At 62.0% G+C, this 25712-nt stretch carries 23 protein-coding genes and 1 tRNA gene; 7 read left to right on the forward strand and 17 right to left on the reverse strand.

Annotation, left to right across the window (positions count from 1 at the left end; all coding sequences use genetic code 11):
• Positions 1 to 14: 14 nt before the first annotated feature.
• From BT122_RS08890 to BT122_RS08900, 3 genes are read right to left on the reverse strand one after another with little or no spacing between them, the layout of a single operon-like run.
• Positions 15 to 1253, reverse strand: a complete 1239-nt coding sequence (locus BT122_RS08890; RefSeq protein ID WP_072355576.1) for a serine/threonine-protein kinase — start codon at positions 1251 to 1253, stop codon at positions 15 to 17.
• Positions 1253 to 1714 carry a hypothetical protein gene (locus BT122_RS08895; RefSeq protein WP_072355577.1) on the reverse strand — a complete coding sequence of 154 codons (462 nt, stop codon included), beginning with the start codon at positions 1712 to 1714 and terminating at the stop codon, positions 1253 to 1255. The genes BT122_RS08890 and BT122_RS08895 overlap by 1 nt, the downstream gene beginning before the upstream one ends.
• Positions 1714 to 2679 carry a homoserine O-succinyltransferase gene (locus BT122_RS08900; protein WP_072355578.1) on the reverse strand — a complete coding sequence of 322 codons (966 nt, stop codon included), beginning with the start codon at positions 2677 to 2679 and terminating at the stop codon, positions 1714 to 1716. The genes BT122_RS08895 and BT122_RS08900 overlap by 1 nt, the downstream gene beginning before the upstream one ends.
• Positions 2680 to 2950: 271 nt before the next feature.
• On the opposite strand from BT122_RS08900, the gene BT122_RS08905 reads away from it, so the two are divergent.
• Positions 2951 to 4219 (forward strand): DEAD/DEAH box helicase, encoded by a 1269-nt coding sequence (locus tag BT122_RS08905; protein WP_072355579.1) that lies wholly within the window; start codon positions 2951 to 2953, stop codon positions 4217 to 4219.
• Positions 4220 to 4268: 49 nt separating this feature from the next.
• Entirely contained in the window at positions 4269 to 5558 is a 1290-nt protein-coding gene (locus tag BT122_RS08910; RefSeq protein WP_072355580.1) for a class I SAM-dependent rRNA methyltransferase, read from the forward strand.
• Positions 5559 to 5577: 19 nt separating this feature from the next.
• On the opposite strand, the gene BT122_RS08915 is transcribed toward BT122_RS08910, so the two are convergent.
• Positions 5578 to 6708 (reverse strand): ATP-binding protein, encoded by a 1131-nt coding sequence (locus BT122_RS08915; RefSeq protein ID WP_072355581.1) that lies wholly within the window; start codon positions 6706 to 6708, stop codon positions 5578 to 5580.
• A gap of 118 nt (positions 6709 to 6826) precedes the next feature.
• The gene (tadA, locus tag BT122_RS08920; RefSeq protein ID WP_072355582.1) at positions 6827 to 7324 is read right to left on the reverse strand and encodes a tRNA adenosine(34) deaminase TadA; all 498 of its coding nucleotides are present in this window, start codon (positions 7322 to 7324) and stop codon (positions 6827 to 6829) included.
• A 70-nt stretch (positions 7325 to 7394) separates the two neighbouring features.
• Between tadA and BT122_RS08925 the strand changes: the two genes are divergently transcribed.
• From BT122_RS08925 to BT122_RS08940, 4 genes are all read left to right on the forward strand, one after another.
• A tRNA-Ser gene (locus tag BT122_RS08925) sits at positions 7395 to 7480 on the forward strand.
• 86 nt (positions 7481 to 7566) lie between these two features.
• Positions 7567 to 8118 (forward strand): LemA family protein, encoded by a 552-nt coding sequence (locus tag BT122_RS08930; RefSeq protein WP_072355583.1) that lies wholly within the window; start codon positions 7567 to 7569, stop codon positions 8116 to 8118.
• A gap of 421 nt (positions 8119 to 8539) precedes the next feature.
• Positions 8540 to 10393 (forward strand): magnesium transporter MgtE N-terminal domain-containing protein, encoded by a 1854-nt coding sequence (locus BT122_RS08935; RefSeq protein WP_072355584.1) that lies wholly within the window; start codon positions 8540 to 8542, stop codon positions 10391 to 10393.
• 3 nt (positions 10394 to 10396) lie between these two features.
• Positions 10397 to 11656: an Nramp family divalent metal transporter gene (locus BT122_RS08940; protein WP_072355585.1), complete on the forward strand. Its 1260-nt coding sequence runs from the start codon at positions 10397 to 10399 to the stop codon at positions 11654 to 11656.
• Between the two features lie 234 nt (positions 11657 to 11890).
• Here the strand turns inward: BT122_RS08940 and mtnA are convergent, their stop codons facing one another.
• The 5 genes from mtnA to BT122_RS08965 all read right to left on the reverse strand — a co-directional run bounded on the left by mtnA (position 11891) and on the right by BT122_RS08965 (position 17317).
• Positions 11891 to 12964 (reverse strand): S-methyl-5-thioribose-1-phosphate isomerase, encoded by a 1074-nt coding sequence (mtnA, locus tag BT122_RS08945; RefSeq protein WP_072355586.1) that lies wholly within the window; start codon positions 12962 to 12964, stop codon positions 11891 to 11893.
• A 64-nt stretch (positions 12965 to 13028) separates the two neighbouring features.
• Positions 13029 to 14123 carry a PRC-barrel domain-containing protein gene (locus BT122_RS08950; protein ID WP_083432422.1) on the reverse strand — a complete coding sequence of 365 codons (1095 nt, stop codon included), beginning with the start codon at positions 14121 to 14123 and terminating at the stop codon, positions 13029 to 13031.
• A 156-nt stretch (positions 14124 to 14279) separates the two neighbouring features.
• Positions 14280 to 14726: a YtxH domain-containing protein gene (locus BT122_RS08955; protein WP_072355587.1), complete on the reverse strand. Its 447-nt coding sequence runs from the start codon at positions 14724 to 14726 to the stop codon at positions 14280 to 14282.
• A 100-nt stretch (positions 14727 to 14826) separates the two neighbouring features.
• On the reverse strand, positions 14827 to 15645 hold the full coding sequence (locus BT122_RS08960; protein ID WP_072355588.1) for a cyanophycin synthetase family protein: 819 nt from the start codon (positions 15643 to 15645) through the stop codon (positions 14827 to 14829).
• Between the two features lie 163 nt (positions 15646 to 15808).
• Positions 15809 to 17317: a hemolysin family protein gene (locus BT122_RS08965; protein WP_083432423.1), complete on the reverse strand. Its 1509-nt coding sequence runs from the start codon at positions 17315 to 17317 to the stop codon at positions 15809 to 15811.
• Between the two features lie 215 nt (positions 17318 to 17532).
• On the opposite strand from BT122_RS08965, the gene BT122_RS08970 reads away from it, so the two are divergent.
• Entirely contained in the window at positions 17533 to 18879 is a 1347-nt protein-coding gene (locus tag BT122_RS08970; protein WP_072355589.1) for an endonuclease/exonuclease/phosphatase family protein, read from the forward strand.
• Positions 18880 to 18919: 40 nt separating this feature from the next.
• On the opposite strand, the gene idi is transcribed toward BT122_RS08970, so the two are convergent.
• From idi to BT122_RS09005, 7 genes are all read right to left on the reverse strand, one after another.
• A complete protein-coding gene (idi, locus tag BT122_RS08975; protein ID WP_286130353.1) occupies positions 18920 to 19456 on the reverse strand; it encodes an isopentenyl-diphosphate Delta-isomerase in 537 nt (178 codons plus the stop codon).
• Complete coding sequence (gene lpdD / locus BT122_RS08980; RefSeq protein WP_072355591.1) at positions 19440 to 19847, reverse strand: prenylated flavin chaperone LpdD; 408 nt, start codon at positions 19845 to 19847, stop codon at positions 19440 to 19442. Before lpdD ends, idi begins: the two co-directional genes overlap by 17 nt.
• 96 nt (positions 19848 to 19943) lie before the next feature.
• Entirely contained in the window at positions 19944 to 20861 is a 918-nt protein-coding gene (locus BT122_RS08985; RefSeq protein WP_072355592.1) for a LysR family transcriptional regulator, read from the reverse strand.
• A 16-nt stretch (positions 20862 to 20877) separates the two neighbouring features.
• Positions 20878 to 21453, reverse strand: coding sequence for a UbiX family flavin prenyltransferase (locus BT122_RS08990; protein ID WP_072355593.1), 576 nt, complete (start codon positions 21451 to 21453; stop codon positions 20878 to 20880).
• Between the two features lie 94 nt (positions 21454 to 21547).
• The gene (locus BT122_RS08995; RefSeq protein WP_072355594.1) at positions 21548 to 23053 is read right to left on the reverse strand and encodes an SLC13 family permease; all 1506 of its coding nucleotides are present in this window, start codon (positions 23051 to 23053) and stop codon (positions 21548 to 21550) included.
• Between the two features lie 67 nt (positions 23054 to 23120).
• On the reverse strand, positions 23121 to 23327 hold the full coding sequence (locus BT122_RS09000) for a non-oxidative hydroxyarylic acid decarboxylases subunit D (protein ID WP_072355595.1): 207 nt from the start codon (positions 23325 to 23327) through the stop codon (positions 23121 to 23123).
• A gap of 25 nt (positions 23328 to 23352) precedes the next feature.
• The gene (locus BT122_RS09005; RefSeq protein ID WP_072355596.1) at positions 23353 to 24801 is read right to left on the reverse strand and encodes a non-oxidative hydroxyarylic acid decarboxylases subunit C; all 1449 of its coding nucleotides are present in this window, start codon (positions 24799 to 24801) and stop codon (positions 23353 to 23355) included.
• Positions 24802 to 25712: the final 911 nt, after the last annotated feature.

A 25712-nucleotide genomic window follows, 5' to 3' on the forward strand; every position in this document is an offset into this window, starting at 1 on the left:
CGGCGAGAAAACCGCTAGCCCGCGGGAGTCAGGGTCACAATCAGCGTGAGGGCGGCGCAGAACGCCGCAAGTACCGCCAGGCCCATAAGCGCTCGCTTTGCCAAAAGACCGGCGCGAGCAGAGCCACGCTTGAACTTCATGGCAGCATACGGACCCGCGGCCAAGAGCGCCGCCGGGAGCTCCTCCATTGCCAGAAGCACAAGGAAAGCACCGACACCCAGAATGAGCAGCGTAGACTCAACGGGATGGTCACCCACCATGGCGCCTCCGGTGTAGAACGCCGCATACACAAAGAGGACGCCCACGAACAGCCCGAGAACTTCAAGGGCCACCGCAAGCAGTTGCGATCCCGCCCCTGCAGCCAGGAGCGCCTCTCGCATCTGCGCGGGTTTGACCAGCTGACGAGGGACGTCCTCGTGCTTTCCGGCATGGTCGCGAGCGAAGCTGGCAGCTCTCGCTGGATTCGCCTCCGGCACTGCCCGCAGCACGGCATCGCGCAGCGCACCCGCGCTCTGGTAGCGCTCGCTCGGCTCGAAGCTGCAGGCCTTCTCGACAATGCGTCGCAGCTCAGGTCGCACAATGGCCGAATCCGCAAGCGCCGCCGCATACCCCTCGGCGTCTGGGGTAACACCCGTGAGCATATAGCCCAAAAGGCAGCCAATGGAGTAGACGTCAGAGCGACCGTCGGTCTGGGCAAACCCGTACTGCTCGGGGGACGCAAAACCCCAGGTACCAAGCCGCGTGGTGTCACGCTGCGCGCCCTCGACGTAGGTACGCGCTATCCCCAGGTCGATGAGGACTGCCCCGCGCGGAGAGAGAATCACGTTCCTAGGCGACACATCGCGATGAACAATTCCCAGCTCATGGAGGGTGGCGACCGCATCGCACACGTCGGCGACCACATGCGCTGCCGCAACCTCGCCCATGCAGCCGGCCTCTGCCACGCACGAGGCAAGCGATGCCCCATAGACGTACTCGCGGACAATAACCACCTGGTCAGGCAGGTCATAGGTCTCGACCACGCGCGGCAGGTGCTCGCCGCCAACAGACGAGAGGCGCGAGAAGACCTCGGCGTTCGCAACATCGCGCTTTATGCGCTTGCGCACCAGCGGCCCCTCGCCCAGGTGCTCCGCGCCAGGCCTGCTCACGACCTCGGTCGAGCCGGCCTCCCCGTGTGCGAGCACGCGCTCCACGCGGTAGGACTCGTCCTTCTCGAGCGCAGCCATGAGCTGCGTGTCTGAGGGCGCGTCCACTACGCCTCCCCGTCGAGCAGGGTCTTCTCGCCCAGGCGCCACAGCTCGTCATCCGTCTGCGCGCGGTCCATGCCGTGCTCGAGACAGAAAATGATGATGGCGTCGCGGCGGTTGCGCGACCACAGCTCGGAGGCGCCGGCAAGCCGCAGCAGGCGCTGCGCCTCAACGAGCGAGCAACCCAGCCCAAAGGCCAGCATAATCGCGCTGTCGCGACCGGGGCGCCGCGTGCCCTCGAAGATCTGGTAGCAGAACGTGGGGTTGAGCCCGGACGCACGGATGACCTGCGATTTCTTGAGCCCGTGCGCTTCTCGCACAGCCTCTGCGTACTCCGCGAGCGAGCGCTCCTCCAGGCTAGCGCGCGCAAGGTACTGCTCGGGCGTCGCCGACGCCAGCAGCTGCTCCAGAAGCTCCGCGGTGAGGCACACGGACCCGCCCGCAGCCTCGCCCTGCTCCCCCAACATCAGAACTTGTCGACCATGCCGTTGGCGCCTGCGTGGAGCTGCTGGATGGTCTGGGGAATGAGGTCCAGGTCGTAGGGGGTCATCTGGTAGACCCAGTTGAGCCAGTTGCGGTAGAGAAGGTTCGCGTGCGCACGCCACGTGAAGATGGGCTGGCTCTCGGGGTTGTCATCCGGGAAGTAGTTCTCGGGCAGGCGAATGGGCAGCCCCTTGTGGAAGTCACGCCAGAACTCATCGGAGAGCGTGTCGCGGCCGTACTCAAAGTGGCCGGTCACGTAGATCTCGTGGAAGTCTGGCGTGGCGATAATGGCTGGACCGCTGGTAAAGCCCTCCGAAAGCACGTGCAGCTCGGGGTGACGCGCAAGCTCGTTGGTATCGATGGCGGCGTGGCGCGAGTGCGGCATGTAGTGCACCTCGTCGAAGCCGTTCGTGAGGAAGTTGTACTCGTCGCACAGGCGCTGGGGAAAGACGCCAAAGAGCTTGGAGCCCAGTTGCTTCTTGGGAATGCGGTACAGATGCCAAAGCCCGGCCATGGCACCCCAGCACAGGTACATAGTGGAGAGCACGTGCTCCTGCGACCAGTCGATGATTCCGCAGAGCTCGTCCCAATAGTCAACGTCCTCGAAGTCCATCTGCTCCACCGGCGCGCCGGTGATGATGAGGCCGTCGTAGTTCTTATCGGCAAACGAGTCAAACGTATCGTAGAACTTCACGAGGTGGTCCTGCGAGACGTGCGTGGCCTCATGCGTCGAGACGCGCATGAAGTCGCAGCTCACCTGCAGCGGCGACTTGGATATGAGGCGCAGAATCTGGGTCTCGGTCTCGATCTTGGTGGGCATGAGGTTGAGGATGGCCACTCTCAGCGGGCGGATCTCCTGGCGCTCGGCAACCTCTTCCTCGAGGGCGAAGATGCGCTCTTGATGCAGGATCTTCTTGGCGGGCAGGCCGTCTGGGATGTTGATAGGCATGCATGTCTCCTTGAATAGCGCGAACGGGCAAGACGGACGGGCGCCGGTGGCGGTTGCCGCGACGCAGCTAGCGCATTCGACACATTCGCGCCGTGAGTGGAGCCATGTTTGCCCTGTTCCAGCTCATGCAAGGTCCTTCTCGCCACGCGCACCCCATATGGCACGCACGCTCTCACAGTATAGTAAAGAGCGCGTTGACTGTCCCCGTTTTCATGCGGCGATATTGTCGTGAAGGTGGAAAAGCGCACGTACATGCCCCATACTGTGCAGCATGAATACATCATTTGCCGAGCTCGGGCTAAACGAGCAGATCCTCGCCGGGGTGGAAGCCCTTGGCTTTGAAACCCCCACCCCCGTCCAGGCGCAGGCCATCCCCGTTGTCCTTGAGGGACGCGACGTGGTTGCGTCCGCGCAGACGGGAACCGGCAAGACTGCTGCGTTTGCCCTGCCTGCGCTGCAGCTCATCCAGGGCAAAAAGGCGCCCAGCAAGGAGCCCCTCGCGCTGGTGGTAACGCCCACGCGCGAGCTTGCCGCGCAGATTGACAACGTGGTGAGCGTGGTGTGCAAGGAGACAGACCAGCGCGCCGTCATAGTGATGGGTGGCGCCAAGTTCGACAAGCAGATCGCGCAGCTCGAGAAGGGCTGCGACCTTTTGGTTGCCACGCCCGGCCGCTTGCTCGACCTCATGGAGCACAACCACGTGAGCCTCTCCAAGGTGCAGGTCTTGGTGCTGGACGAGGCGGACCGCATGCTCGACATGGGGTTCTGGCCAAGCGTGCGCCGCATCATGCACGCGCTGCCCGAGAAGCACCAGACCCTGCTCTTCTCGGCAACCATTCCGCCAAGCATCAAGAGCACCATCGACGCGCTGCTGAGAGACCCCGCCTACGTGGAGATCGCGCGCGTTGGCCAGACGGCCGACACGGTTGAGGAGCACCTCTGCCCCGTCACCCAGGGCCAGAAGACTCAACTTCTGGAGGCACTCATCAAGACCGGTGGAGGCACCGGCGTGCAGCCAGAGCGCGTGCTGGTATTCTGCCGCACCAAGCACCGCGTAGACGATGTCTCGAAGCTCCTCAAGAACGCCGGCCTCAAGGTGGACGTTATGCACGCCGACCGTCCGCAGAAGGCGCGAGAGAAGGCCCTCGACCGGTTCCGCGATGGCAAGGTCCAGGTGCTTGTTGCTACAGACGTGATGAGCCGCGGCATCGACGTCGAGGGCATCGACGCGGTGGTCAACTTCGACGTACCCATAGACCCCGAGGACTACGTACACCGCATTGGGCGCACCGGCCGCGCCGGCGCCACGGGTCACGCGTACACGTTCATGGCGCCCGACGAGGTGAGCCCACTTCGCGAGATCGAGTACTTCACCAAGAAGCTCGTGCCGGTGTGGGACCTTCCTGGCTTTGCCTACGACGAGGGGCGCATCATCCCGCAGTCCGGACGCTCGACCACCAAGCCAACGCGCACGATGTTCTCGGGCTCTAAGGCTCGCGGACGCGGTTTTGGCGGCGGCCGATACGGTCGGCACTTCTAGGGCCGCCAGCTCTGCGCGCGTTTGACCACCGTCCACCAAAGGGATCCCCATGAAGCAGAAGCGTCCATATCCGCAGGTCGTTGTCACGAGAAAGGCCGCCCGCGCCCTTGCTGCCGGGCATCCCTGGGTCTTCGAGGGCGAGGTCTTGCGCATGGAGCCATCACCGGCAGATGGACGAGACGCGCAGAACGGCGACGTGGTGGACGTGGTCGAGGAGAACGGCACGTGGCAGGGCGTGGGCCTTCTCTCCGAGCAGAGCAAGATTCGCGTACGCGTGGTGAGCCGCAACGCTAACGACCGCATCAACGAGGCCTTTTGGTCTCGCAAGCTCCAGTGGGCATGGGGGTATCGCAAGGCCACCATGGGGTCGCGTGCGCTGCCGGGCTGCGAGCCGGACACCAACTGCTGCCGCGTGCTCTTCTCGGAGGCGGACGGGTTTCCGGGACTTGTCGTTGACCGCTACGAGGACGTGCTTGTCTCGCAGGTGGGAACCGTTGGCATGCAGCGTCTGCGTCCCACGCTCTACCCGCTGCTGCTCGACGTGCTGCGCGCAGACGGTCAGGACATACGTGGCATCTACGAGAGAAACGACGCGCCTTCCCGTCTCAAGGAGGGTCTTGTGCAAGAGAAGGGCTGGTGGGTCGAGGGCGACCGGCCTGTGCCGGAAAGCGCCCGCGTGGTTGCATGCGAGAATGGCATTGCCTACGACCTTGACCTCGAGAACAGCCAAAAGACCGGGTTCTTCCTCGACCAGAAGTACAACCGTCGCGCCGTGCGCGAGCTGGCCCGTGGCCGCCACGTGCTTGACTGCTTCTGCCACGTAGGACCGTTTGGCCTCAACGCTGCGGCGGGCGGCGCCGCGTTCGTGCGCGAGGTCGACGTAAGCCAGACGGCCATCGACCTTGCGCGCGAGAACGCGCACCTCAACGGCCTTGACGCAACGATGGACTTCACCTGCGCAAACGTGCTGGAGTACTTACCTGCGCTTGTCTCGGACAAAAGGCGTCTGCGTGAGGAGGGCGGGCCCTTCGACCTTATCGTCCTGGATCCCCCGGCGTTCACCAAGAGCCGTGGAACCGTCGACCATGCCACCCACGGTTATCGCGAGATTAACGAGTGGGCCATGCGTCTCCTGCCGCGCGGCGGCTACCTTGCCACCTGCAGCTGCAGCCACTTTATGACGCGCGACCTTCTCGCCCGCGCCATTGCCGAGGCCGCACACAACGCCAACGTCCAGCTGCGTCAGATCGAGGAGCGCCAGCAGGCGCCGGACCACCCCATTCTCTGGGGCGTTCCCGAGACCCACTACCTGGACTTCTTTGTGTTCCAGGTGGTATAGGGGAATTCTCAAGCGTCGCCTACCACGATGACCCGCGCAGGTACTCCGCCATGTGTGGGGTCGATAGGCGCACGTATCCCTTGCCGTCCGCCTCGATGACGTGCTCTTTTATGAGGCTTGCACGGTACTTGCTCACCCAGCTCGAGCTCCTGTTGCACCTCCGAGCGATGTCTGCCACCGCAGTGGAACCGGGAGCGTCGACGGCAACGGCCTTTACGAATTCTCTTTGCGCAGGCGTGAGCCCGTCCATGATTGGCGCGCAGACCGCCTCGCCAAACGCTACCACGGCATCGCTGATACCACGATCAACGTCGGCACACTCAATGATCCGTGACCCTCTCCGGTCCGCGGACTGCCACATGTAGTAGCCAACGAGCTGTACCATATAAGGGTAGCCCGCTGCAGCCTGCGCCGCAGTCAGGGCGTCTTCCTGGCTGATTTCCTTGCCGGACTCCCTGACCACGTCCACATATGCCGCGCGAACATCACTGAGAGGGACCTCGGCCAGAATCTGCTGCTGGCTGCGACGCAAGAAAGTGAGAACCTTGTTGTTGAGCACCTCGTCAACCATCGAGGGCAGGGCCGCGAACACAAACGCCACCCCGTGCTTCTTGGCGTCCGAGACATCCCGCATGTCCTCGTCCCTCAGGACGTGCTGGATTGCCGTAGCCACGGCAACCAGGTCTTCCTCCGAGGCCGCCTGTGCCTCGTCGATGGTGAAGAGAATGCCCTTGCCATCTGGCATTCGCTTGAGCCTGGCTTCGATGGCCTCTCTCAGCGTAAGCGCTGCGTTACTCGGTGAGATGCTGACGCTCCCCAGGCTGGCAGAGACCATTCCTCCTACCCCCACAGAGGGACTGATCGTCGCCCCGCCAAACCTAAGACTGCCGGAGGAGAGGGCCGTTACCAGACGCTCGCACAGACCATTCGACGCCGTGTCGGAAACCACGACCCAGTCGTGATTTTTTGCAACGCGCCCAAGCTCGGTGAGCATGACCGTCTTGCCAAACCCTCGCTGTCCCGAGACGAGCATCAAACGGCCTGGGGCACCAGCACCGTTATCCAGGGCCTCCTCAAAATCTCGTATGACCGACTCCCTCCCAATGAGGATGGGCGGCATCTTGCCAGCAGTGGGCTTGAAAGGGTTCATCGGGCATACCCTCCCTGCGATTTCACACCGTCTTACACGAACTTATACCGTCTTACACGATTTTATACTGTCTTGTACTGCTCCGTGGTCCCAGGGCCGGCCGCGCATCGCGTCACCACTAGCCCCTGCTCTTGCGGCGCGCGCGGAAGAACGTGCGCAGCTGCTCGGCGGCCTCGTCCGCAAGCACGCCCGACGTCACCTCAAACGCATGGTTGAGTCTCTCGTCATGGCTCACGTCGAAGAGCGTGCCCAGCGCACCGCCCTTGGGGTCCGACGCGCCATACACGCAGCGATCCACGCGTGCGTTAACCATGAGACCCGCGCACATGAGGCAGGGCTCAAGCGTCACATAGACTGTGCACCCGGAGAGCCGCCAGCGGCCAAGCGCGCGGGCCGCCTCCTCCATGGCGAGAAACTCTGCATGCGCGGCCGGATCGGCATCCTCCTCACGACGGTTGTGCGCACGAGAGACGACCTCGCCACCGCACACCACCACCGCACCTATTGGCACCTCGCCCTCTTCTGCGGCAGCAGCTGCCTCCTCCAGCGCAAGACGCATGAACCGGAGGTCTTCTGCAGCGGTTTCCTCGCTGTTGTCCTGCTCGTCTCGGCTCATGCTCACCCTTCTCGCGTGGTCTCGAATCGACTTTTCCGGCGTATGCGCTAGGATATATCCACGCACCCACGGAGGGGTGGCAGAGTGGTTGATTGCAGCGGTCTTGAAAACCGCCGGGCGCCTTGCGTCTCGAGGGTTCGAATCCCTCCCCCTCCGCCTCACGCGTCCCGTCATGAAGCACCGCACGTCGTCCACGTCTCTCGTACGCCCGCTACGGTCCGCCCGCTTGAAGGGAGCCTCCCATGGCCGCAATCATTGTTGTCATCGTTATCGTCGTTGTTCTTCTCGTCTGGTTTGTGAGCATCTACAACGGCATTGTTCGCAAGGACAACCGCTGCGACAACGCCTGGCAGACCATCGACGCGCAGCTGCAGCGCAGGAATGACCTCATCCCCAACCTGGTAGAGACCGTCAAGGGCTACGCCGCGCACGAGTCGGGCACGCTCTCGGCCGTCACGCAGGCGCGCGCCGCCGTCATGTCCGCAAAGACGCCCGAAGAGAAGATGGCCGCGTCCAACGTGCTCTCCGACACGCTGAAGTCGCTCTTTGCCGTCTCCGAGGCGTACCCCGAGCTCAAGGCCAACACCAACTTCCAGCAGCTGCAGTCCGAGCTCTCTGACACCGAGAACAAGATCAGCTACGCGCGCATGAGCTTCAACGACTGCGTGCTTGAGTACAACAACGCCATCGAGACCTTCCCCGGCAACGTAGTGGCCGGCTCCAAGTTCAAGGAGCGCCAGGGCTTCGAGGTTCAGTCCGAGGCCGCGCGCCAGGCGCCGCAGGTCAAGTTCTAGTCTTTTCTCGGCCGAGTCTCTTCTCGGCGACAATAGCAGGTCCAGCGCCGGTGGGGTAACGCCGTCCCACCGGCTTTTTGCTGCCGCGGGGGCGAAGCGTCGAATCCTCGAACGACCCCAGGAGCCAACCCGGCGCCAGCCCTCCGCACCCTAACGTGGAGATTAACGAATCGTTACCCAAACGCGATGAGACCAGCAGCCCAGTGCCACAAGCCCTCGTGTACAATGGCCTGTGCGCATGGCCAAGCGTGCCGCGCGCGGTCATCAAAGGTCAAAGAGAAAGGCTTCCATGAAACCCCGACCTCACAGTCGATGACCCCTCCGGCGTGCTATTGGCAGCCCGCCGCATGGGGTGCCGTTCCACCAGATATGCCGAGTGCGTAGCCTTACCCGGGTGCACGCCGGCAGAGAAGGAGCACGCATGATCTACCTCTCCCAACTCCTGGGAAACCCGGTTCTCGACCTCAACGGCGAGAAGATAGGCACCGTTTCTGACCTGGGCATCGCCACTGGCGAAGTCTTTCCCCGCGTCACCAGCCTTGCGTTCATGGGCCCCGGCCACACCCCGTTCATGATCAGCTGGCGCAAGTACGTCGACACCTACGACGAGCACGAGGTGCACCTTAAGGTCGTCGCCACCGACATCCGCTTCTCCTACCTGCAGCCCAACGAGGTCCTTCTCGCGCGAGACATTCTCAACAAGCAAATTGTTGATACCCGCGGCATGCGCGTGGTGCGCGTTAACGACCTCAAGCTCTCGGACACCAACTCCTCTCAGCTGCGCCTCCTTGGCGCCGAGGTGGGCATCCGCGGCATCCTGCGCTCGCTTTCCCCCGGCATCGAGCGGCTGGCGCTGCGCATTGCGCACACGTTTGGCAAGCAGCTTCCCGAGAAGATCATCGCGTGGAGCTACATGGACCTCGTCGAGCGCGACCTCTCCGACGTCAAGCTCTCGGTCTCGCACAAGACCCTCGACGACATGCACCCCGCCGACATCGCAGACATCATCGAGCGCCTTGACCCGCGCCTGCGCGGGCAGGTCTTTGCCCAGCTCGACGACGAGCAGCGCGCCGGCGCCATGGCCGAGCTGGACGACGACGCCATGGCCGCACAGATCATGGGCAGCATGGACGAAGCCGATGCATCGCGAATCCTCTCCGAGATGGACCCGGACGACGCAGCCGAGCTTGTTTCGGAGCTCGACTACGACAAGGCCGAGAAGCTCCTCAAGCTCATGGGCGTCAACGAGCAGAAGGCCATTCGCCAGCTTTTGGGCTACCGCGAGGACACCGCCGGCCGCATCATGACCTCCGAGGTGGTCTCGCTTCCCGAGGACAAGACCGTTGCCGACGCCGTCGAGCGCCTGCGCGGGCTGGACGAGGACTTCGAGAGCGTGCGCTACGTCTATCTCACCGACGAGGACGAGAAGCTCTCCGGCGTGATCACGCTGGGACGCCTTATCGTGTCTGACCCGGACACCCACCTGGAGGACATTGCCACCACTGAGCTCAAGACCGCCAGCCCCGAGGACGACCAGGAGGACGTGGCCCAGGACATCGCCAAGTACAACCTGCTGGCCATGCCCGTTGTCTCTGACGAGGGCAAGCTGCTGGGCATTGTCACCGTCGACGACGCCCTGGACGTCCTGGAGGAGGAGCACGCCGAGGACCTGCAGATTGCCGGCGGCACCAGCTCTGACGCGGACGGCACCGAACACGCGCACGACCTGGTGTGGCTGCTTCGCCGAAACGCCTGGTTCTTCTTCTGGATCGTTGCCACGGCCATCATTTCCTTTGCGTTCAAGACCGACACCAGCACCTTCACGGTGGCGCTTCTCGCCTGTGCGGCAATGCCGCTCGCCCTTGTGGTGGCCGACGACTCCGTGAGCTATGTCACCAACTTCTTCCTGGAGAACGACCCGGACGACGAGGACTCGCCCTCTACGCTTGGCTTCACGCTGCGCAGCATTGGGACTGGCCTTGTCTTTGCCTTCATCTGCACGCTGCTGGTGCTTGCCTTTGTGAGCCTTGCGCTGCCGGACGCCTCCGACGCCGCGCTGGCACATGCGCTTCGCCTGGGATTTACCGCCGCGGCCATCTCGGTGCTGGTCTCGTTCGCCCTTACGCCCATCTACCTGGTGATTCTTCGCAAGCGTGACGAGAGGAACCAGGAGACCTCGGGTTTTGCGCTCGCCCTCATCTCTATGATCGTCGCCGCCGTGGTGTTTGCCATCGCCATCGCCGTGACCGGCACGACCGGAATCGTCCTGGGGTAGCCCATGGCAGAGGCAAAGAACAGCACTAAGAAGACAACCAAGCAGGCCGGACGCTTTGCGATTCTCGCAGCCATGGGGCCGGGCCTTCTCACCGCCATGGCCGGCAATGACGCTGGCGGCATCGCGACGTACTCCTCGACCGGCGCCACATACGGCTACGGCATGCTCTGGACCGTGCCGCTCATGTGCATCCTGCTCATCGTGGCGCAGGAGACCGCCGCGCGTATGGGCTGCGCCACGGGCAAGGGCTTTGCGGCTCTCATCCGCGAGCAGTTTGGCGTGCGCGTCTCGGCCATTGCCATGCTTGCGCTTATCATCTCCAACTTTACGGTGACGCTCTCCGAGTTTGCCGGCATTGCCTCGGGCATGGAGCTCTTTGGCATTCCGCTGCAGGTGAGCGTGCCCATCGCGGGCATTGCCACCTGGCTTCTCACGCAAAGCGGCTCCTACCACCGCGTCGAGAAGATCCTGCTGGCGCTCTCGTGCGTGTTTCTCACCTACATCGTGAGCGGTATCATCTCCAACCCCGACTGGGGCCTGGCCCTAAAGGACACGGTGGTCCCGCAGTTCTCGAGCGACCCCGGCTACGTGTCGCTGCTGGTGGCAAACGTTGGTACCACCATCTCGCCGTACATGCTGTTCATGGTGAGCTCCAACGTGGTCGAGAAGAACCTCAAGGGCTCCGATATCCCCGGCCAGCGCGCCGACAACGTCTCTGGCGTGATTGCGGCGGAGATCACCACCTGGTTCATCATCCTCACGACCGGCACCGTGCTCTACCCGGCAGACGTCACCGTGAACAGCGCGGCCGACGCGGCGCAGGCGCTCGTGCCGCTTGCGGGCCAGTACGCCTCGGCGCTCTTTGCGGCCGGCCTTGCGGGCGCGTCGTTCCTGGCAGCATGCGTGCTGCCCGGCATCACGGCAAGCGCCGTGTGCGAGGCTTTCGGCTGGGAGCGCGGCGTCGACCGCAGCTGGAACGAGGCGCCGGCGTACCGCGCCATCATCACCGGCATCACGATTCTCTCGGCGGGAATCGTACTTATCCCCAACGTTGACCTCTTTGGCATTATGATGCTGGCGCAGGTCATCAACGGCGTGCTGCTGCCGGTACTCATGGTGTGCATGGTTCTTATCGCCAGCGACAAGCGCGTCATGGGCCAGTACGTGAACGGCCACGTGTGGACGGTTCTCACGTGGTTCACCATCGTGGTGGTCATTGTGCTCACGATTATCATGTTTGTGCTGCAGGCAATGGGGTTGTAGGGGCTCCGCAACAGCGAACGCCGGCGCCGCAACAGCGATTCTCAGCGCACACGATTGCGAAAACGCTCCCTTCGGCGAGATTCTGGCGCCGGAGGGAGCGTTTTGGAAGCAATCACGTACAAAGGGGGCCTTCCGGCGCCGACTTCTCGCCGGAAGGCCCGTTGTCGCAGTTACGGCGTACGAAACCTTCGCTGCGGCGTCACCGGCCGCCGCCGGGAGCAAAGCGCCGCAGACCTACAGCTCGTACGGAGCCGAAAGCAGGCCATTCTCGGTAATGATGCCCGTAATCAGACTGTGGTCGGTGACGTCGAACGCAGGGTTGAAGACGTCGACGCCCTCGGGGGCCATGCGCTCCTTGTACCACATCTCGGTGACCTCGTCGGGATCGCGCATCTCGATGGGAATCTGTGCGCCGGTGGGGGTGTCGTGGTCGATGGTCGAGCTCGGGGCGCACACGTAGAAGGGCACGCCGTAGTGCTTGGCGAGAATAGCCACGCCCGAGGTGCCAATCTTGTTGGCCGCATCGCCGTTTGCCGCAACGCGATCGCAGCCAACAAAGACCACGTCAATGCGGCCCTGCTGCATAAGCATAGAAACCATGTTGTCGCACTGGAGCGTGGTGGTGATACCGGCATTGTAGAGCTCGAACGACGTGAGGCGCGCACCTTGGAGCAATGGGCGGGTCTCGTCGCAGTAGACATGCATATCGGTACCGGCCCAACCCTGCTCGAGCGCCGTGTACATGGGCGCCGTGGCCGTGCCGTACTTGGCGGTGGCCAGCGTGCCGGCGTTGCAGTGGGTGAGGATGCCCACGGGCTGGCCCGGCTTTCTCACCTGCTGCATGATCTTGAAGCCAATGGCGCCAATGTTGCGGCTAATCTGCACGTCCTCCTCGCGGATGCGCAGCGACTCCTCGAAGAGCTCCTGCTTGAGCTGGTTCACAGGCAGGCCAAGGTGGTCTCGGCAGAACGCGTCCATGCGGTTGAGCGCCCAGAAAAGGTTGACGGCCGTGGGACGGGAGGTTGCGAGGTAGTCCGCAATCTCCTTGAACTGGCGATAGAACTCCTGCTGGTCCGTGGTATCAATCTTGTTGGCGAGAACCGCGAGGCCCTCGGCAGCTGCCACGCCAATGGCGGGTGCACCGCGGACGCGCAGCTTCTTGATGGCCTCCCAGAGCTCCTCCTTGGTGTGGAGGTTGATGCGCTTCACCGTGCCAGGAAGTACCGTCTGGTCGATGATGTCCAGCGACTCCCGATCCTCCGGCAGCTTCACCGAGATCACGCGGTCGAAGAACTCCTCTACGTTCATGTGATGCTCTCCCCTTCTCCCCGGGCACCCGGGCGAGCAACGTCGCCACAGGATGGCCCAATGACTACTTGCTTGCCTTGTCGAACTCGTCCTTGAACGAGCCAAACATCTTTCCCATGCTTCCAAGGCCACGACCCAGGGCGCGGGCGGCCTCGTCCCCGGCGCTGTGGCCAGCCGCCGACTTCTTGGCCTTGGCGGTCGCGGTGGGCTTGGCTTTGGATGCGGTACCAGCGGCGGGCTTCTTCACGGCGTAGGTTGTAGGGCGAGAAGACGTGGCAGCGCGCTCCTTGGCACCGGCCTTCAGCGTGGCTGTGGGCTCGGATACGCGCACGTCGGCCGCCTCGGTGGCGGGAAGCTGGTTCTTCTCGGCGGTGGCACGCAGCTCTTCGGCCTTCTCGCGGGCGCGCTCCTCCTCATCCTCGGCGCGGGCGTCATCTATGGCGCGCTTGGCCTTGCCGAGGGCCTTGCCCAGCGCAAACGACCCCTTGTCAACGGCCTCGCTCGTCGCCTTGCCGGCCTTCTCGCCAAACTCGGCACCACGGATCTTTGCCTTTGCCGTGGCCTCGCCCGCCTTAGCGGCAAGGCCACCGTTGAGCTCCAGCTTGGAGGCCTCGTCCTTCACGATCATGCGGCCCTTGGAGTACCCCACGAGCATGCTGGGGGGAATCTCGACCGAACCCACCAGCGCCGTTGCCATGCCACCGTCACCCACCAGGAACTTTGTCACCCTGCCCGTAGCATTGTCGAACTCGGCGTCACCCACGTAGCCCATCTCGCGGCCGGACTCGGTGCGCGCGTCCATGCCGGCCCACATGATGCAGGAGTCCCAATCCACGCCCAGACGAGCGCGCGCCTTGTCGTCGAAGGCGTTTGCCTCGTCCACCACGCGAAAGCCCTTCTCGCAGGCAGCCAGCGAGTCGTACGCCACAAAGACGTCTTCGCGCTTGACCATGCCGGCCACGTCCGGGCGAGCCACCAGGTAGCCCACCATGGAGCGGCCGTCAGGCGTGAACACGGCCATGTGAATCTTGCCGAGCTTGGAAAGACGCACGCCGCTCTGCTCGTCTTCGGGTGCCTTCTCGCCCTTCTTGGGCTTCTTGGGTCTGGCCTTTTTGGCGATAAAGACCTTCTTGCCCTGCATATCGCTGATCCTGGTCACGGTATCACTCCCCCTACCGCCTGCGTGCCGGTACGGCGCGATGGCCCGCCGTGCTACGAACGGGTCACCAAACAAGCTAGCGGGGCACCCTCGGGCACCCCGCCATGTTGCGTACCCATACGCCGCTCTCGCATGAGTTCTGGCGAGACGGACGGCCTACTCTGCGGGCTTCTCCGCATTGTCGACAACCTCGACGTGCACGGACTGTGCGGCCGACTCGTTGGCGGCAGCCGCGTCGCCGGCCATGCTCGAGACGCGGTCGGTCACCGTGTTCACGGCATCCGAGACCTGCGCCGACGTGCTGGAGACAGCCTCGGAGAGCGAGTCGCGGAGCTGGTCCATGCGCTCGCGGGCGAGGTCGACCTTTGCGCGAAGCTCGTCGGTCTTGGCATCGACACCAGGGCGGACGTCGCCCAGACGGTCCGAAACGCTGCGAGCGCCGCGCTCGTAGGTGTCAACGGCAGAGTCCCATGCGTCGTTCATGGCGTCGGCGGCCATGGCGCGGCTCTCCGCACCGGGGCGAGGAGCCAGCATCATGCCGGCAACGACGCCTGCAGCAGCACCAAAGACGCTGCCAAGGATGAAACTAGCGGTCTTGCTCATGACATCCTCCTGTCGTTTTGGGACGCAGATGCGACCCTCTTGCTTCCAACCACAAGTTCGGCCAACAAGTGGCGCGAGCGGGGATACCTTTTGGGACGAACTACCTCACCGGACGGGGGCGCGGCATGTTCGCCATGTCCCAGTCGCCGTCATCTTGCGCGGCAGCTTCCGGCTGGGGCTCCGGCGCAGGCTCCTCGGCGACGTCGTCCGGCTCGTCGAGCTCGTCGTCTGTCACTGGAGAGTCACCCGGCACGGACACAGGCGAGACAAGCGTGGACTCGGGGCTTGCGGTGGCCATGGGGTCTTCCGGCTCCTCGGCAGGAGCGGACTCCTCGGCGAACGGAGCCTCCTCGCTGGCGGACGGCTCTTCATCTGTCGGCTCCTGCACGTCTTCTTGGATGGGTGCGTCCTGCTCGGCGCCCTCATCGCCCTCATCAACGGGACCAGAGACGCTTTGCACCAGACCAACAATGCCATCGACAATGGCGTCTACGTCGGGCTTTGGCTCGCCGCCACCGGTGAATGCCCACTGCAGAATCCACGCGGCACTCGAGAGCGCCGACGTCACCAAAACGTCATCGGAGCAGGGGAACACCACGTCGAAGGCACGCTCGTTGCCGGCAACGGGATACGTACGCCCGCAGGTAATGTCACCTGCGATGTTTGTACGTGCGAGAAGTTCAACGGTCATGTGCTCGAGCAGGTGGGCAAGCTCGGTGTGGCCCATGCAGTCACGGAAGAGTCGACCAGAGTCCCCCATGCATACGTGGTCTGCCAACTCGGGCATGAGATGGAAAACGCGTGCGGTGGCCTCAATGTCCTCGCTGGTCATAAGCGGGGCATTGGGGGCAATCTCCACGAGGGCGTCGAGATCCCTCGGCCCTACCGTGACCTTTTTGATTTCCACGAGCTGGGCCATCGTGCGGCTCCCCTTCTTTTGCGCCCGCATGTGCGGACAGGCGGTCAAGTCTAGGCTCCATTGTAGTTAAAACCCAGACTGAACCTTTGGTGCATGGCCGGACGGCGCATGCCGAGCGGCAGCGCGGGGCGGGGTCCGGTCAAGGCGCGGCCAAACGGTGCCCTTAGGCGCCTTGTTCCCCTTCTTCGCTGTGCGATTCGCCCGAGTCGCCCTTATGTTGCGACTTTTCACGCAATTTGGCGACGCGGGACTGAAGCAGCGCGGGTGGCGCAGGCTTGTCGGCGGACTCGGCGGGCACGACAGGGGCATCGCTCTTCTCGGGTGCCTTGTCCTTGTCGCCCTCGGAGTCGCTGGCCTGCTCACCTGTGCCTAGCTCCTTCTCTTCCGTAGGCTCCGGAGCCGTCACGCGCAGCATGGCAATGCGACGGCCTCGCATGGACTGCACGCGGAAGGTGTAGCCGTCCTTGGTTATCACGTCACCGGGATGCGGGAGCTTGTCGGCCATATCGGTGATGAAGCCGGCGATGGTCTCATACTCCTCGTTGTCCTCTACCGGCCAGCCAAGATCGATGGCGTCATCCAGCGAGAAGCGCCCGTCGACGAGCCACTCGCGGTCCGAAAGCTTGGTGAGGTACTTGTTGTCTGGGTCGAACTCGTCCTCGATCTCGCCCACAATCTCCTCGACGATGTCCTCGATCGTGATGACGCCAGCCGTGCCACCGTACTCGTCCACCACGATGACCATCTGGTCGTGGCTCGACTGCATCTCGGAGAGCAGCGGGATGATGTCCTTGGTGTCAGGCACAAAGTCCGGCGTGCGCATGTGGCGCGAGATCTTCTCGGCACCACGGCCGTCATCGATGATGGGCGAGATGAGGTCCTTGATGTGGGCGATGCCCACGATGCGGTCCACATTGCCGCGATAGATGGGGATGCGGCTGAAGCCGGTGCGGCGCATGACGGAGAGCACCTCGTTGAGCGCGGCGTCCTCGCGCATGGCGCACATGTCCACGCGCGGCACCATGACCTCGCGGGCGATGGTGTCGCCCAGGTCGATGACCTCGTGAATCATCGACTTCTCCTCGTCGGAGAGCTCGTCGGAGTCGGTGACCATGTACTTGATCTCGTCCTCCGAGACCTCCTGGCGATCCTCGGTGGACTTCACGTGTAGCAGGCGCGCGATGCCGTTGGCACTTGCGGAGGTGAGCCAGATCAGCGGTTTGACGGCGTGCGAGAAGCCGCGCAGGAAGCCGGCGACGCGTTTGGAGACGCCTTCGGCGTCGGCCATGGCGATGCGCTTGGGCACAAGCTCACCCACCACGATGGAAAAGTACGAAACGATGAGGGTAATGAGTACCGTGGCCAGGCCGTTTGCGATGCCAAGGTCCATGCCAAAGCCAGAGAGCCACATGCCAAACGGCTCGGAGAGGCTGGTAGCGGCAAACGCGGACGAGAAGAAACCAACGAGCGTGATGGCAACCTGGATGGCGGCGAGGAACTGCGTTGGATCCTCGATCATGTCCGCTGCGGTGGCTGCCCTGGCGTCACCCTCCTCTGCGTCATGATCTAGCAGCACCTTCCTGGCGGTGGAAAGTGCCATCTCCGACATCGAGAAGTACCCGTTCACAAGGGTGAGCAGAAACGTGACGAGAATCGATAAGGCTATGTCCATGCGCGAGTGCGCAACCTCCTTGGACGACGCGGATGCGGCTGCAGTGCCTGGTGGTGGCAGTCGCGACGGTTTCCTAATTCTATAAGAATTACCCAGTTCACGCGGAGTTGCGCACAAGACGTAACTCAATCGGCGCGAGCCACGCATCCGCGAGGGCATCACACGCGGCTGATACCATCTTGGGCTCAACAGGCCACGCCAAGGGAGGGAGCGCAGTGTCCGAAGACGCCAGCGATAATGCCCGGGACCCATTGGATCCCATTCCAGACGTCGACTGGGCAATGGAGATGGGCGATTCCACGGCTGGGTTGGGACCAATCTCGTACGGCGAAGCCCCAACCGGCTCGGTGGGGTCGAACGCAGAGTCCGGGCACACGCGCGTCATGCCCGCGGCTTCTGGGGGCAAGCGAACCGGCAACACGCAGCCGAGCCTGTATCGGCGCGAGACCCCCAGCAGCAGGTATGTTGCGGAGAGCAGACGTGTGCACGGCGGCGCGTACGAACCCGGCGGGCGCGCCGAAACCCGCGAGCAAAGGCAGCGTCACAGGCCAAAGCATGCACGTCACGGATTCCTGAGCCTCATTTTGTGGCTCGTGATTCTCGCGTGTTTGGCACTCATGGTAATTAGATGCCTGCCGGCCTCGTACTCTGACGGCCGCGCGGTTCCCGAGCTTGTGTCGTTCGTGCCGGTCCTGTTTGCACCGGTGTTGGTGTGTCTGGTGATTGCCGCGCTATGGCATCGCCGGATTCTGCTCGTGGTGAGCGCCGCCGCCCTCGGAACACTGGCAGCGTGGCACATTGGGTATTTCATGCCAACGTCGCGCGTGAGCTCGTCGGCTGTGACGAGCGTGGAGGCATCGGCGTCCACCAGCGACAACGCAGCGCGCATCGTGACGCTCAACACGTATAACGGAAACGCCTCGGCGGCGGAAATCGTGAGCCTGATCAAGCGCTACAACGTGGAGGTGCTCTGCCTCGAGGAGCTTACGAATGCCGAGGTGCAGGCGCTCAGCGCGGCGGGGCTCGACCATATTCTGCCGTACCACGTGGTTTCGGATGCCGCCTCCGAGATCAGCAACGGAGGGCGCAATGGTATCTGGACGGCGGCTCCAATGTCGAACATCTCCACCAACCTGCTGCCCATCAACACCAGTTCGATGCCCGCTGCGGATATTGTCGTAGGTACAACGACCGTGCGCATCGTGGCGGTGCATCCCAACTCCCCCGTTCGCGGCGCCCAGGACGAGTGGAGCGAGGGGCTTTCCGTCATCCAGTCGCTTTCGGGATACAACCACGCCTACCTGATTTGCGGTGACTTCAACTCGACGTGGGACCACGCCCGCTTCCGCGAACTCCTGGGCGACACGTTTGTTGACGCCGGGGAGCAGAGCGGCCAGGGGTTCCACATGACGTACCCCTCGAGCAGCAAGATTCCCTCGCTTATTGAAATAGACCACTTCGTGTACTCGAAGTCCTCGGGAATCGTGGTGAGCAATCTCGAAGCAGTGGAGGTCAGCGGATCGGACCACAAGGCACTCATCGGGATACTGGAAGCCCAGTAGCCCGCCGCCCCTTTTGCGATGCCCGCTGGATGCACCGTCGCTACGCGAGGGCGTCCAGCCCCAGCCATGGAAGCACCATCGAGAGCGTGCCGGGGAACCATGCCGAGAAGTCGCTGGGCGCATCCTGCACCTCTCGCATTACATCGGGCAGCGCAACCCAGCGCGCATCGACCGCCTCCGTGGGATCGAGCGCGGGGCTACCCGACCACCGTCCCAGATACACGTGGTCATATTCGTACTCCGTGATCCCGTTCTCGAATACGGCGCGGTAGCAGTAGGTGCCAACCTCGCTGCACTCGACCCCGCGAATGCCAAGCTCCTCCTCCAGGCGCCGTGCCACGGCATCCTCAAGAGACTCCCCCGCACGCGGGTGCGAGCAGCACGCGTTGGTCCACAGGCCGCCCGAGTGGTACTTGGTGGGCGCCCTCTTTGTTACAAGGAGACGCTCCCCGTCAAAGAGAAACACCGAGAATGCCCTGTGGAGCAGCCCTTTCTGATGGCACCCCATCTTTCCGCACGACCCAATTGCGTTGTCGAGAAGGTCTACCAAGATAAGCTGGTCAGCGCTGTTGTCCACCGACTTCATCTCCATCTCGCAATTGGGCGATGAGGGCATCGGTCGCCGCGTCAATGTTCTTGCCAAGGATCGACAGCTCTTCTCCCGTGGCGTTGTCGACATGGACGCCACAGGTGACGCTCGCGCTCTGCTGAGTTGCGATCACGATCTTCCGCGCCACCTGTTGCGCAGCCTCTGCATCCTTGTGGCCCGGCACGGTCATCGACCAAACGTCCACCCTAGAGAGCTGTTTCCCGTGAAGCGTCGGCCCGGGAACGGCAAGCACGGCCCCGCCCACGTGAGGCAGAGTCCCGCCATAAAGAAAGCACGAGAGGCCCTCCCCATCGGTCACGACAGCCTCCAGGGTAATTTGGAAGCGGCCCTCACCCGCACTTACACATACGTGACGCATTTCTACCCCCACGTCTCCCGGAGCCCTCCTCCTCTGTCCGCCGGCAAAATTGGCAGGCTCTTGGCCGGTCCGCAGCCAAGAGCCTGCCGGCCGGCGTTAGTCCAAGAGATTGTATGAGAGGCTTCCCATCGAATGCAAAATCTCGTGCAGACTTCCCATGAAGTCCTCCATCAAGGGAGTAACCTTGATGCTGCTGGGATAGGCAAATCCGATCGTTGTAAAAATGGGGTCCTCGAACGGAACCGCGAGGATGTCTGCAGACAGGTATGCCTCCACCATTCTCCGCGGCAGGACCGTGATGCCCAAACCATTTTGCACCGCCCGAAGAAGAATGCGATGCCTGGACGTGTGCAGCGGAGTATTGGGATAGAAGCCCGCCTCCATGCACTTGCGTACAAACAGGCGTGTAACATCGGACTTGCTTTCGAGCAGGATGAACCGCTCGTTTCTAAGAGCTGCAATGGGCACGCTTCGCTTGCTCGCCAATGGGTGGTCTGGCGTACATGCAGCTACGAGCTCATCCGCAAGGAGCGGGTTTAGGACCCATCTCTGGTCGTCGTGGAGTAAGTCGACTCTCAGCAGCGCCAAGTCGATCTGTCCCGTGTCGAGCTTCCGCATAAGGTCGCGTTGGCTACGCTCGATGTACTCAATCTGCACGCGTGTGTGGCTTGCCCAATACTGCCCCAGTGCATCTTCGATTCCGTACTCCTCCGATAGGGGAAGCGAGCCAAACCTAAGGACGTCCTTCCCCGATTCGGAATAGTTGCTAAGCCGGTTGAGCGCCAACTTATAGTTGTGGACAGCCTGCCGCGCATACGAGTAGAAATCCCAGCCTGCCTGAGTGAGCTCCACGCCATTTCTCGTCTTTACGAAGAGCTTTACCCCGACCTCTTCCTCAAGCTTCGACATCTGCTTGGAGAGTGCGGACTGGGAAATATAGAGCTTTGCGGCAGCATCAGACAGCTTCCCCGTTGATACCACTTCGAGGAAAGCGCTCATCTGATCGAGGTCCATGGTCACCCCCTTCGCACTAGGCGTCGACTCCCTGCCACGCCTTGAACTCAGTTGGTTCGAGCCCAATTTGTCTAAGTACTTTACCAACGACATGATTGATTTCGTCATCAAGCGTTACTGGGCCGTTGTAAAACGTGAGCATGGGGGGAACCAGCACGCACCCCAGCTCGCTTGCGGTGAGCATGTTGCGGATGTGCACCTTGCCGAGGGGCATCTCACGAGGCACGAGTACAACGCGCCGGCCCTCTTTGAGGCACACATCAGCTGACCTCGCAATTAGATTACTAGCATAACCGGATGCGATAGCCGCGAGCGTCTTCATGGAGCACGGGCAGACTATCATGCCATCGGTCACAAACGAGCCGCTCGAGATGCAGGCGGCCATGTTGCGGTCATCGTGCACCACATCGGCGAGCGACAGCAGCTCGTCAAGGGGCTTGTCCGTTTCGAGCTCCCACGTTCTTTCTGCCCCATCGCTCACGACAAGATGTGTCTCGACATCTTCGTGACGATGGAGCTCGCGCATGAGCGCCAGGGCGAGAAGCGAGCCTGATGCGCCGCTCACGCCTACTATCAGCCGTCTTTTCGCCATTGCAGAACCTCCCAAACCTCCCTATTGCGCTAGCGCCAAAGGGGCGGGAGTCAGAAGCCCTGACCCCCGCCTCAAATCCGAGCCTGCGAAAGGCTCACAGCAGGCCGAGCAGCATGAACCAAGGCACCATCACGCAGACGCAAACGACGAAGACTGCGATGATGAGCGGTGCTCCAAGCTTCAGGGTCTCCTTTTGCGTGTACATGCCGGTATCGGGGCTTGCACCAACCAACGTGTTCAGATGCTGGAACGGGAACATGTAGTGCGAGGCAACAGCCATGTAGCAGATGAGGGTCCAGGCGATGGCTGCAGACTGGCTGATGTCACCGCCAACCGTAAAGGTAAGAATGGCGGGAACGGCCACGCCCATGACGGCAATGACGGAGCCGAGCAGCATGTGGATGATGATGGAAATCGCAACCACCATGATAGCCAGGACAAAGATGTTGTCGGGAACCGTCGCGGGAAAGATCGTCTTGGCAATCCAAGCGTTCATGCCGGTGGTTCCGCCAACCTTGCCGATTGCCATGGCAGCGGTCAGGAAGATAAGGACGTGCACGGGCACGGCCGACCAGTCCTTGGGACCAATGATGTTGCCAATGACCGGGAACGAGATGAGCATGCCAATGATGAAGGTAATCCAGGCGATATCCACATGGTGGATGGAGTCGGTCATCCAGAGGACGATGGCGATGACCAGCCAGACGACAGCCTTCTTCTCGTTCTTGCTCATTGAGCCCATCTGCTCGAGCTTGGCCTTGATCTCCTCCTTGTTGATTGAGTACTGCTTGGAGGGCTTAAACAGAGCCAGGAAGAGCAGCATGGTGATGAACGTCATGATTATCGAGGGCGGTCCCATGTAGATGAACCACTCCACGAACGACGCGCCACCAAAGTACGATGCGGCAAGGGGGTTAATAACGGCATCGCCGGTGATGAAGATCAGAGAGGCGGGAACCGATGCCGCAAACACCGAGAAGCCGATCTTCACTGCATCCTCGTGCTCGATGTGAGAGCTCTCGATGATGATGCTCATTACCGCCATGATGAGAAACGCGCGCGGCCAGGGGTGCGGGATGAGCAGCGACAGAATCACGGTGAGCACAAAGGAGCCAATGATGATGCTGCGGAAGTCAGTTACAAAGCGCAACATGTAGTTGTAGGCGATTCTCTCGCCGAGGCCCGAGGTCTTGACCGCGTTCGCGATGAGGTACGCACCAATGACGAGCCACATGGTGCCGCCGGACCAAGAGTAGAAGATGGTTGACGGCGTCTCGATGCCCATTACCGCAAGCAGGCCAAGGTAAAGGCCGGCGGTATAGCCGTTCTGTGCCACGCCAGTAGCCCAGAACACAACAGTCATGAGCGAAAGAGCAAGGCATGCCTTTGCGGTGGAGGTACCAAACACATCCACAACGGTATAGTCGACACCCTTTGTCAGACTGGAATCAAGTCCTGAAACATCGCCGATGTGCACGGCTTTGCCAACGACCTCAAGGCCGGGGATCGGGATGAAGTACAGGAGCAGGAAGACGATAATGCCAGCAATGAGGCCGATTTCGCGTTTGCCCAGTTTTTTCTGGGCTGCCGTCTCAGCCATGACATCCCCTTTCGTGAAAAACGCGCCCGGAACAGGCCTCTGTCCCGGGCGCTATGCTTTGTGCGTCCTAGTCCTCAAGAGGCGGAACCGCAGGAATTACCTGCAGGTTTGCAATCTTCTCGGGGGTCAGCTTGAAAACATCATCCACATGGGGAGTCTCGGTCGAGCGCCAGCTGTAGTAGCAGCGGTCGCACTCGTAAACCTCCCACGCGCCAGCGACTGGTGACTTCGCAATAGTCGAGATGTGCTCATCTCCGCAACGGGGGCACTTCATCTTGAATCCTCCTACAGACTCTTAGTTACTTGTTCTGCGCCATCAGATCGGCGATGATCTTCGAGTACTCCTGCGTCTTTGCGGGATCCCTGAGCAGCTCGACGGTGCGGTGGTTGGGCTCGGGGTCAACAGGCGTGGTGGCGTCGATGATCAGCTTGGCCGTCATGCCAGGAACTTCCTCGGAGGGGTTAAGCGGCATTCCCGCGCAGTTCGGGATAACCTTGACGTCCTTGTCCGGACGAACGCGCGTGGACAGCGCCCACATAACCTGGTTGAGGTCGAAGGGGTCGACCACGTCATCAACGAGGATGACGTTGTGGCAGTACGGCATGCCGTGAGGCGTCGAGAGGAGTCTGAAGGCGGCGCCGGTTGCCTGGCCACCATAGCGAGGCTTGATGGAGACAATCTCAGTGAAGCCGTGGGTGTACATTGCGTTTACCGCAACGACCTCGGGGATGTCGGCCTTGACCTGCTTGTAGATGGGAACTGAGGTGTTCAGTGCCATCAGGTAGTCAATCTCGGACCAGGGCATGCCAAGGTAGAGGTTCTCGAAGATCGGGTCGGTTCGATACGTGATGTGCGTGATCTTCGCCTGGCACTGCGCGCGGCAGCCGGAATAGGAGCCGGGGAACTCGCCGAACGGGCCCTCGCAGGTACGAACGCGCGGCTCGATGTAGCCCTCGAGGACGACCTCTGCGCCGGCGGGCACGTACAGGTGATCATAGAGATCGGACTTCACGATGTCAGCAGGCACGCCACCGTTGAGGGCGCCGACGAACTCGTACTCGTTCTGGGTGTAGCCGATTGGGGTGGAGGCCATGAAGGTGACGAGGGGGGCGTTGCCGAGCGTGATGCAGATGGGGAACTTCTCGTTCTTCTTCTCTGCCTCTGCGAGCTGCTTGGCGATGTCGTGCATGGCGAGCGCCTGGACGCCGACCTCGTCCTTGCCCTTGACCTGGATGCGGTACGTGCCGACATTCATCTTGTCGAAGTTGCCGGGATCGCTGGGGTCGCCAGTGATGATCGAAGCCTTGGAGATGAAGAATCCGCCGTCCTGCTCGTTGATGCGATAGAGCGGGAGCAGGTTGAACAGGTTGACCTCATCGCCGTCGAGGGAGTTCTCCTTGCAGGGGGCGTCCTCGCGAGCGACGACGTTGGGCTTCACGGGGAAGAGGTCCCAGCGACGGTTGAGCTCGAAGAACTGCTCCTTGGTGGTAGCGGTCTTGGGCATTCCCATCATCAGGGCGTGGTTGGCCCAAGAGCCGTGCACGTTGGTAACAACCCTGTGGCCAGGGCCGTAACCCTTGATGTTTTCAAACATCACTGCGGGGCCGTTGGGAAGGCGGCTAGCCGCACGACCTGCAGAACCGATATCCGGCTCGGGAAGCACCTCGTCGGTAACGTGAACGAGCTGCCCCTCCTCTTCCAAAGTCTTGAGGAAGCCGCGGAGATCCTGATAAACCTTTTGAGCCATCTTCCTTCTCCAATCCTTATGGCCCTTACCGACAAGCCATAGTTTCGCAAGGAGCTGGAGCGGCTACCTGAATCCGGTTTCCGGTCGACTTTCCCAAAATGAATAACCCAAGAGAATTCGTCTTGGGTATTCCTGAGGGTAAACGCCACTTTCCAACAAGGCTTGGCCTTACAAAAGGACAGTCGCATCTGGCAATGACGCGGGAGACGCATGACGTGCCCCCCTGAACGGCCTCGAAGTTGAGCGTTTAAGGGTCCATGAGTGGTTAGTTAGAATACCGGGCTTCTTGGGTGGGGCGCCACGGGCGCCCCACCCGCCCGCGCGTTGCGCGGGCGGGTGGGCGGGTGGTTTTGCACAAAATGCCGCTATCGTACGGGATTTTGGGAATCGCTGCACAAAATGCCGATATCGTACGCCTCCCCTCGAGCCGTCATATCAATCGTTTAATATTTTTTGCATAATTTTGCATATTTTTAATTCTGTTTCCAAATTCATGCAATTATTGTTGCAAGTTTGATTGAGGCTCCCGGACGAGGCCGTTCGATATCGGCTTTTTATGCGCCCGTCGCGAAAATCCCGTTCGATAGGGCACTTTTATGCGCGTTGCAACGCCAGCCATGGCCAAGAATCGGCGTCCGGAAGTCACAATCGATTGGCCCCGCCTTTGTTTGAACTGCGCCCCAAAACTTGGACGCGATAAATCCTAACCGCTAGGTGGCGGCCCGAAGGGCCTGTCTCCGGAACTCCACCGGGGTCAGGCCCTTCAGCTTGACCTGGCGCCTCGTGTTGTGTTTAGTCAAGCCTGACTTTCGGTTTGGGGGTGGTACCGGAAATCCGTACCAAACGATGAGGCTTGGAGGATTGCGTGTACACCCTTGAACAGAGGACCAGGGCGGTCGAGCTCTACATCA

The sequence above is a fragment of the Olsenella sp. kh2p3 genome (genome assembly GCA_900119625.1).
GTDB lineage: Bacteria > Actinomycetota > Coriobacteriia > Coriobacteriales > Atopobiaceae > Tractidigestivibacter.

Coding starts and splice junctions, on each gene's coding strand:
- BT122_RS08895 (WP_072355577.1), bottom strand. CDS start 1,714: ATGTTGGGGGAGCAGGGCGAGGCTGCGGGCGGGTCCGTGTGCCTCACC.
- BT122_RS08900 (WP_072355578.1), bottom strand. CDS start 2,679: ATGCCTATCAACATCCCAGACGGCCTGCCCGCCAAGAAGATCCTGCAT.
- BT122_RS08905 (WP_072355579.1), top strand. CDS start 2,951: ATGAATACATCATTTGCCGAGCTCGGGCTAAACGAGCAGATCCTCGCC.
- BT122_RS08910 (WP_072355580.1), top strand. CDS start 4,269: ATGAAGCAGAAGCGTCCATATCCGCAGGTCGTTGTCACGAGAAAGGCC.
- BT122_RS08915 (WP_072355581.1), bottom strand. CDS start 6,708: ATGAACCCTTTCAAGCCCACTGCTGGCAAGATGCCGCCCATCCTCATT.
- tadA (WP_072355582.1), bottom strand. CDS start 7,324: ATGAGCCGAGACGAGCAGGACAACAGCGAGGAAACCGCTGCAGAAGAC.
- BT122_RS08930 (WP_072355583.1), top strand. CDS start 7,567: ATGGCCGCAATCATTGTTGTCATCGTTATCGTCGTTGTTCTTCTCGTC.
- BT122_RS08935 (WP_072355584.1), top strand. CDS start 8,540: ATGATCTACCTCTCCCAACTCCTGGGAAACCCGGTTCTCGACCTCAAC.
- BT122_RS08940 (WP_072355585.1), top strand. CDS start 10,397: ATGGCAGAGGCAAAGAACAGCACTAAGAAGACAACCAAGCAGGCCGGA.
- mtnA (WP_072355586.1), bottom strand. CDS start 12,964: ATGAACGTAGAGGAGTTCTTCGACCGCGTGATCTCGGTGAAGCTGCCG.
- BT122_RS08955 (WP_072355587.1), bottom strand. CDS start 14,726: ATGAGCAAGACCGCTAGTTTCATCCTTGGCAGCGTCTTTGGTGCTGCT.
- BT122_RS08960 (WP_072355588.1), bottom strand. CDS start 15,645: ATGGCCCAGCTCGTGGAAATCAAAAAGGTCACGGTAGGGCCGAGGGAT.
- BT122_RS08965 (WP_083432423.1), bottom strand. CDS start 17,317: ATGGACATAGCCTTATCGATTCTCGTCACGTTTCTGCTCACCCTTGTG.
- lpdD (WP_072355591.1), bottom strand. CDS start 19,847: ATGCGTCACGTATGTGTAAGTGCGGGTGAGGGCCGCTTCCAAATTACC.
- BT122_RS08985 (WP_072355592.1), bottom strand. CDS start 20,861: ATGGACCTCGATCAGATGAGCGCTTTCCTCGAAGTGGTATCAACGGGG.
- BT122_RS08990 (WP_072355593.1), bottom strand. CDS start 21,453: ATGGCGAAAAGACGGCTGATAGTAGGCGTGAGCGGCGCATCAGGCTCG.
- BT122_RS08995 (WP_072355594.1), bottom strand. CDS start 23,053: ATGGCTGAGACGGCAGCCCAGAAAAAACTGGGCAAACGCGAAATCGGC.
- BT122_RS09000 (WP_072355595.1), bottom strand. CDS start 23,327: ATGAAGTGCCCCCGTTGCGGAGATGAGCACATCTCGACTATTGCGAAG.
- BT122_RS09005 (WP_072355596.1), bottom strand. CDS start 24,801: ATGGCTCAAAAGGTTTATCAGGATCTCCGCGGCTTCCTCAAGACTTTG.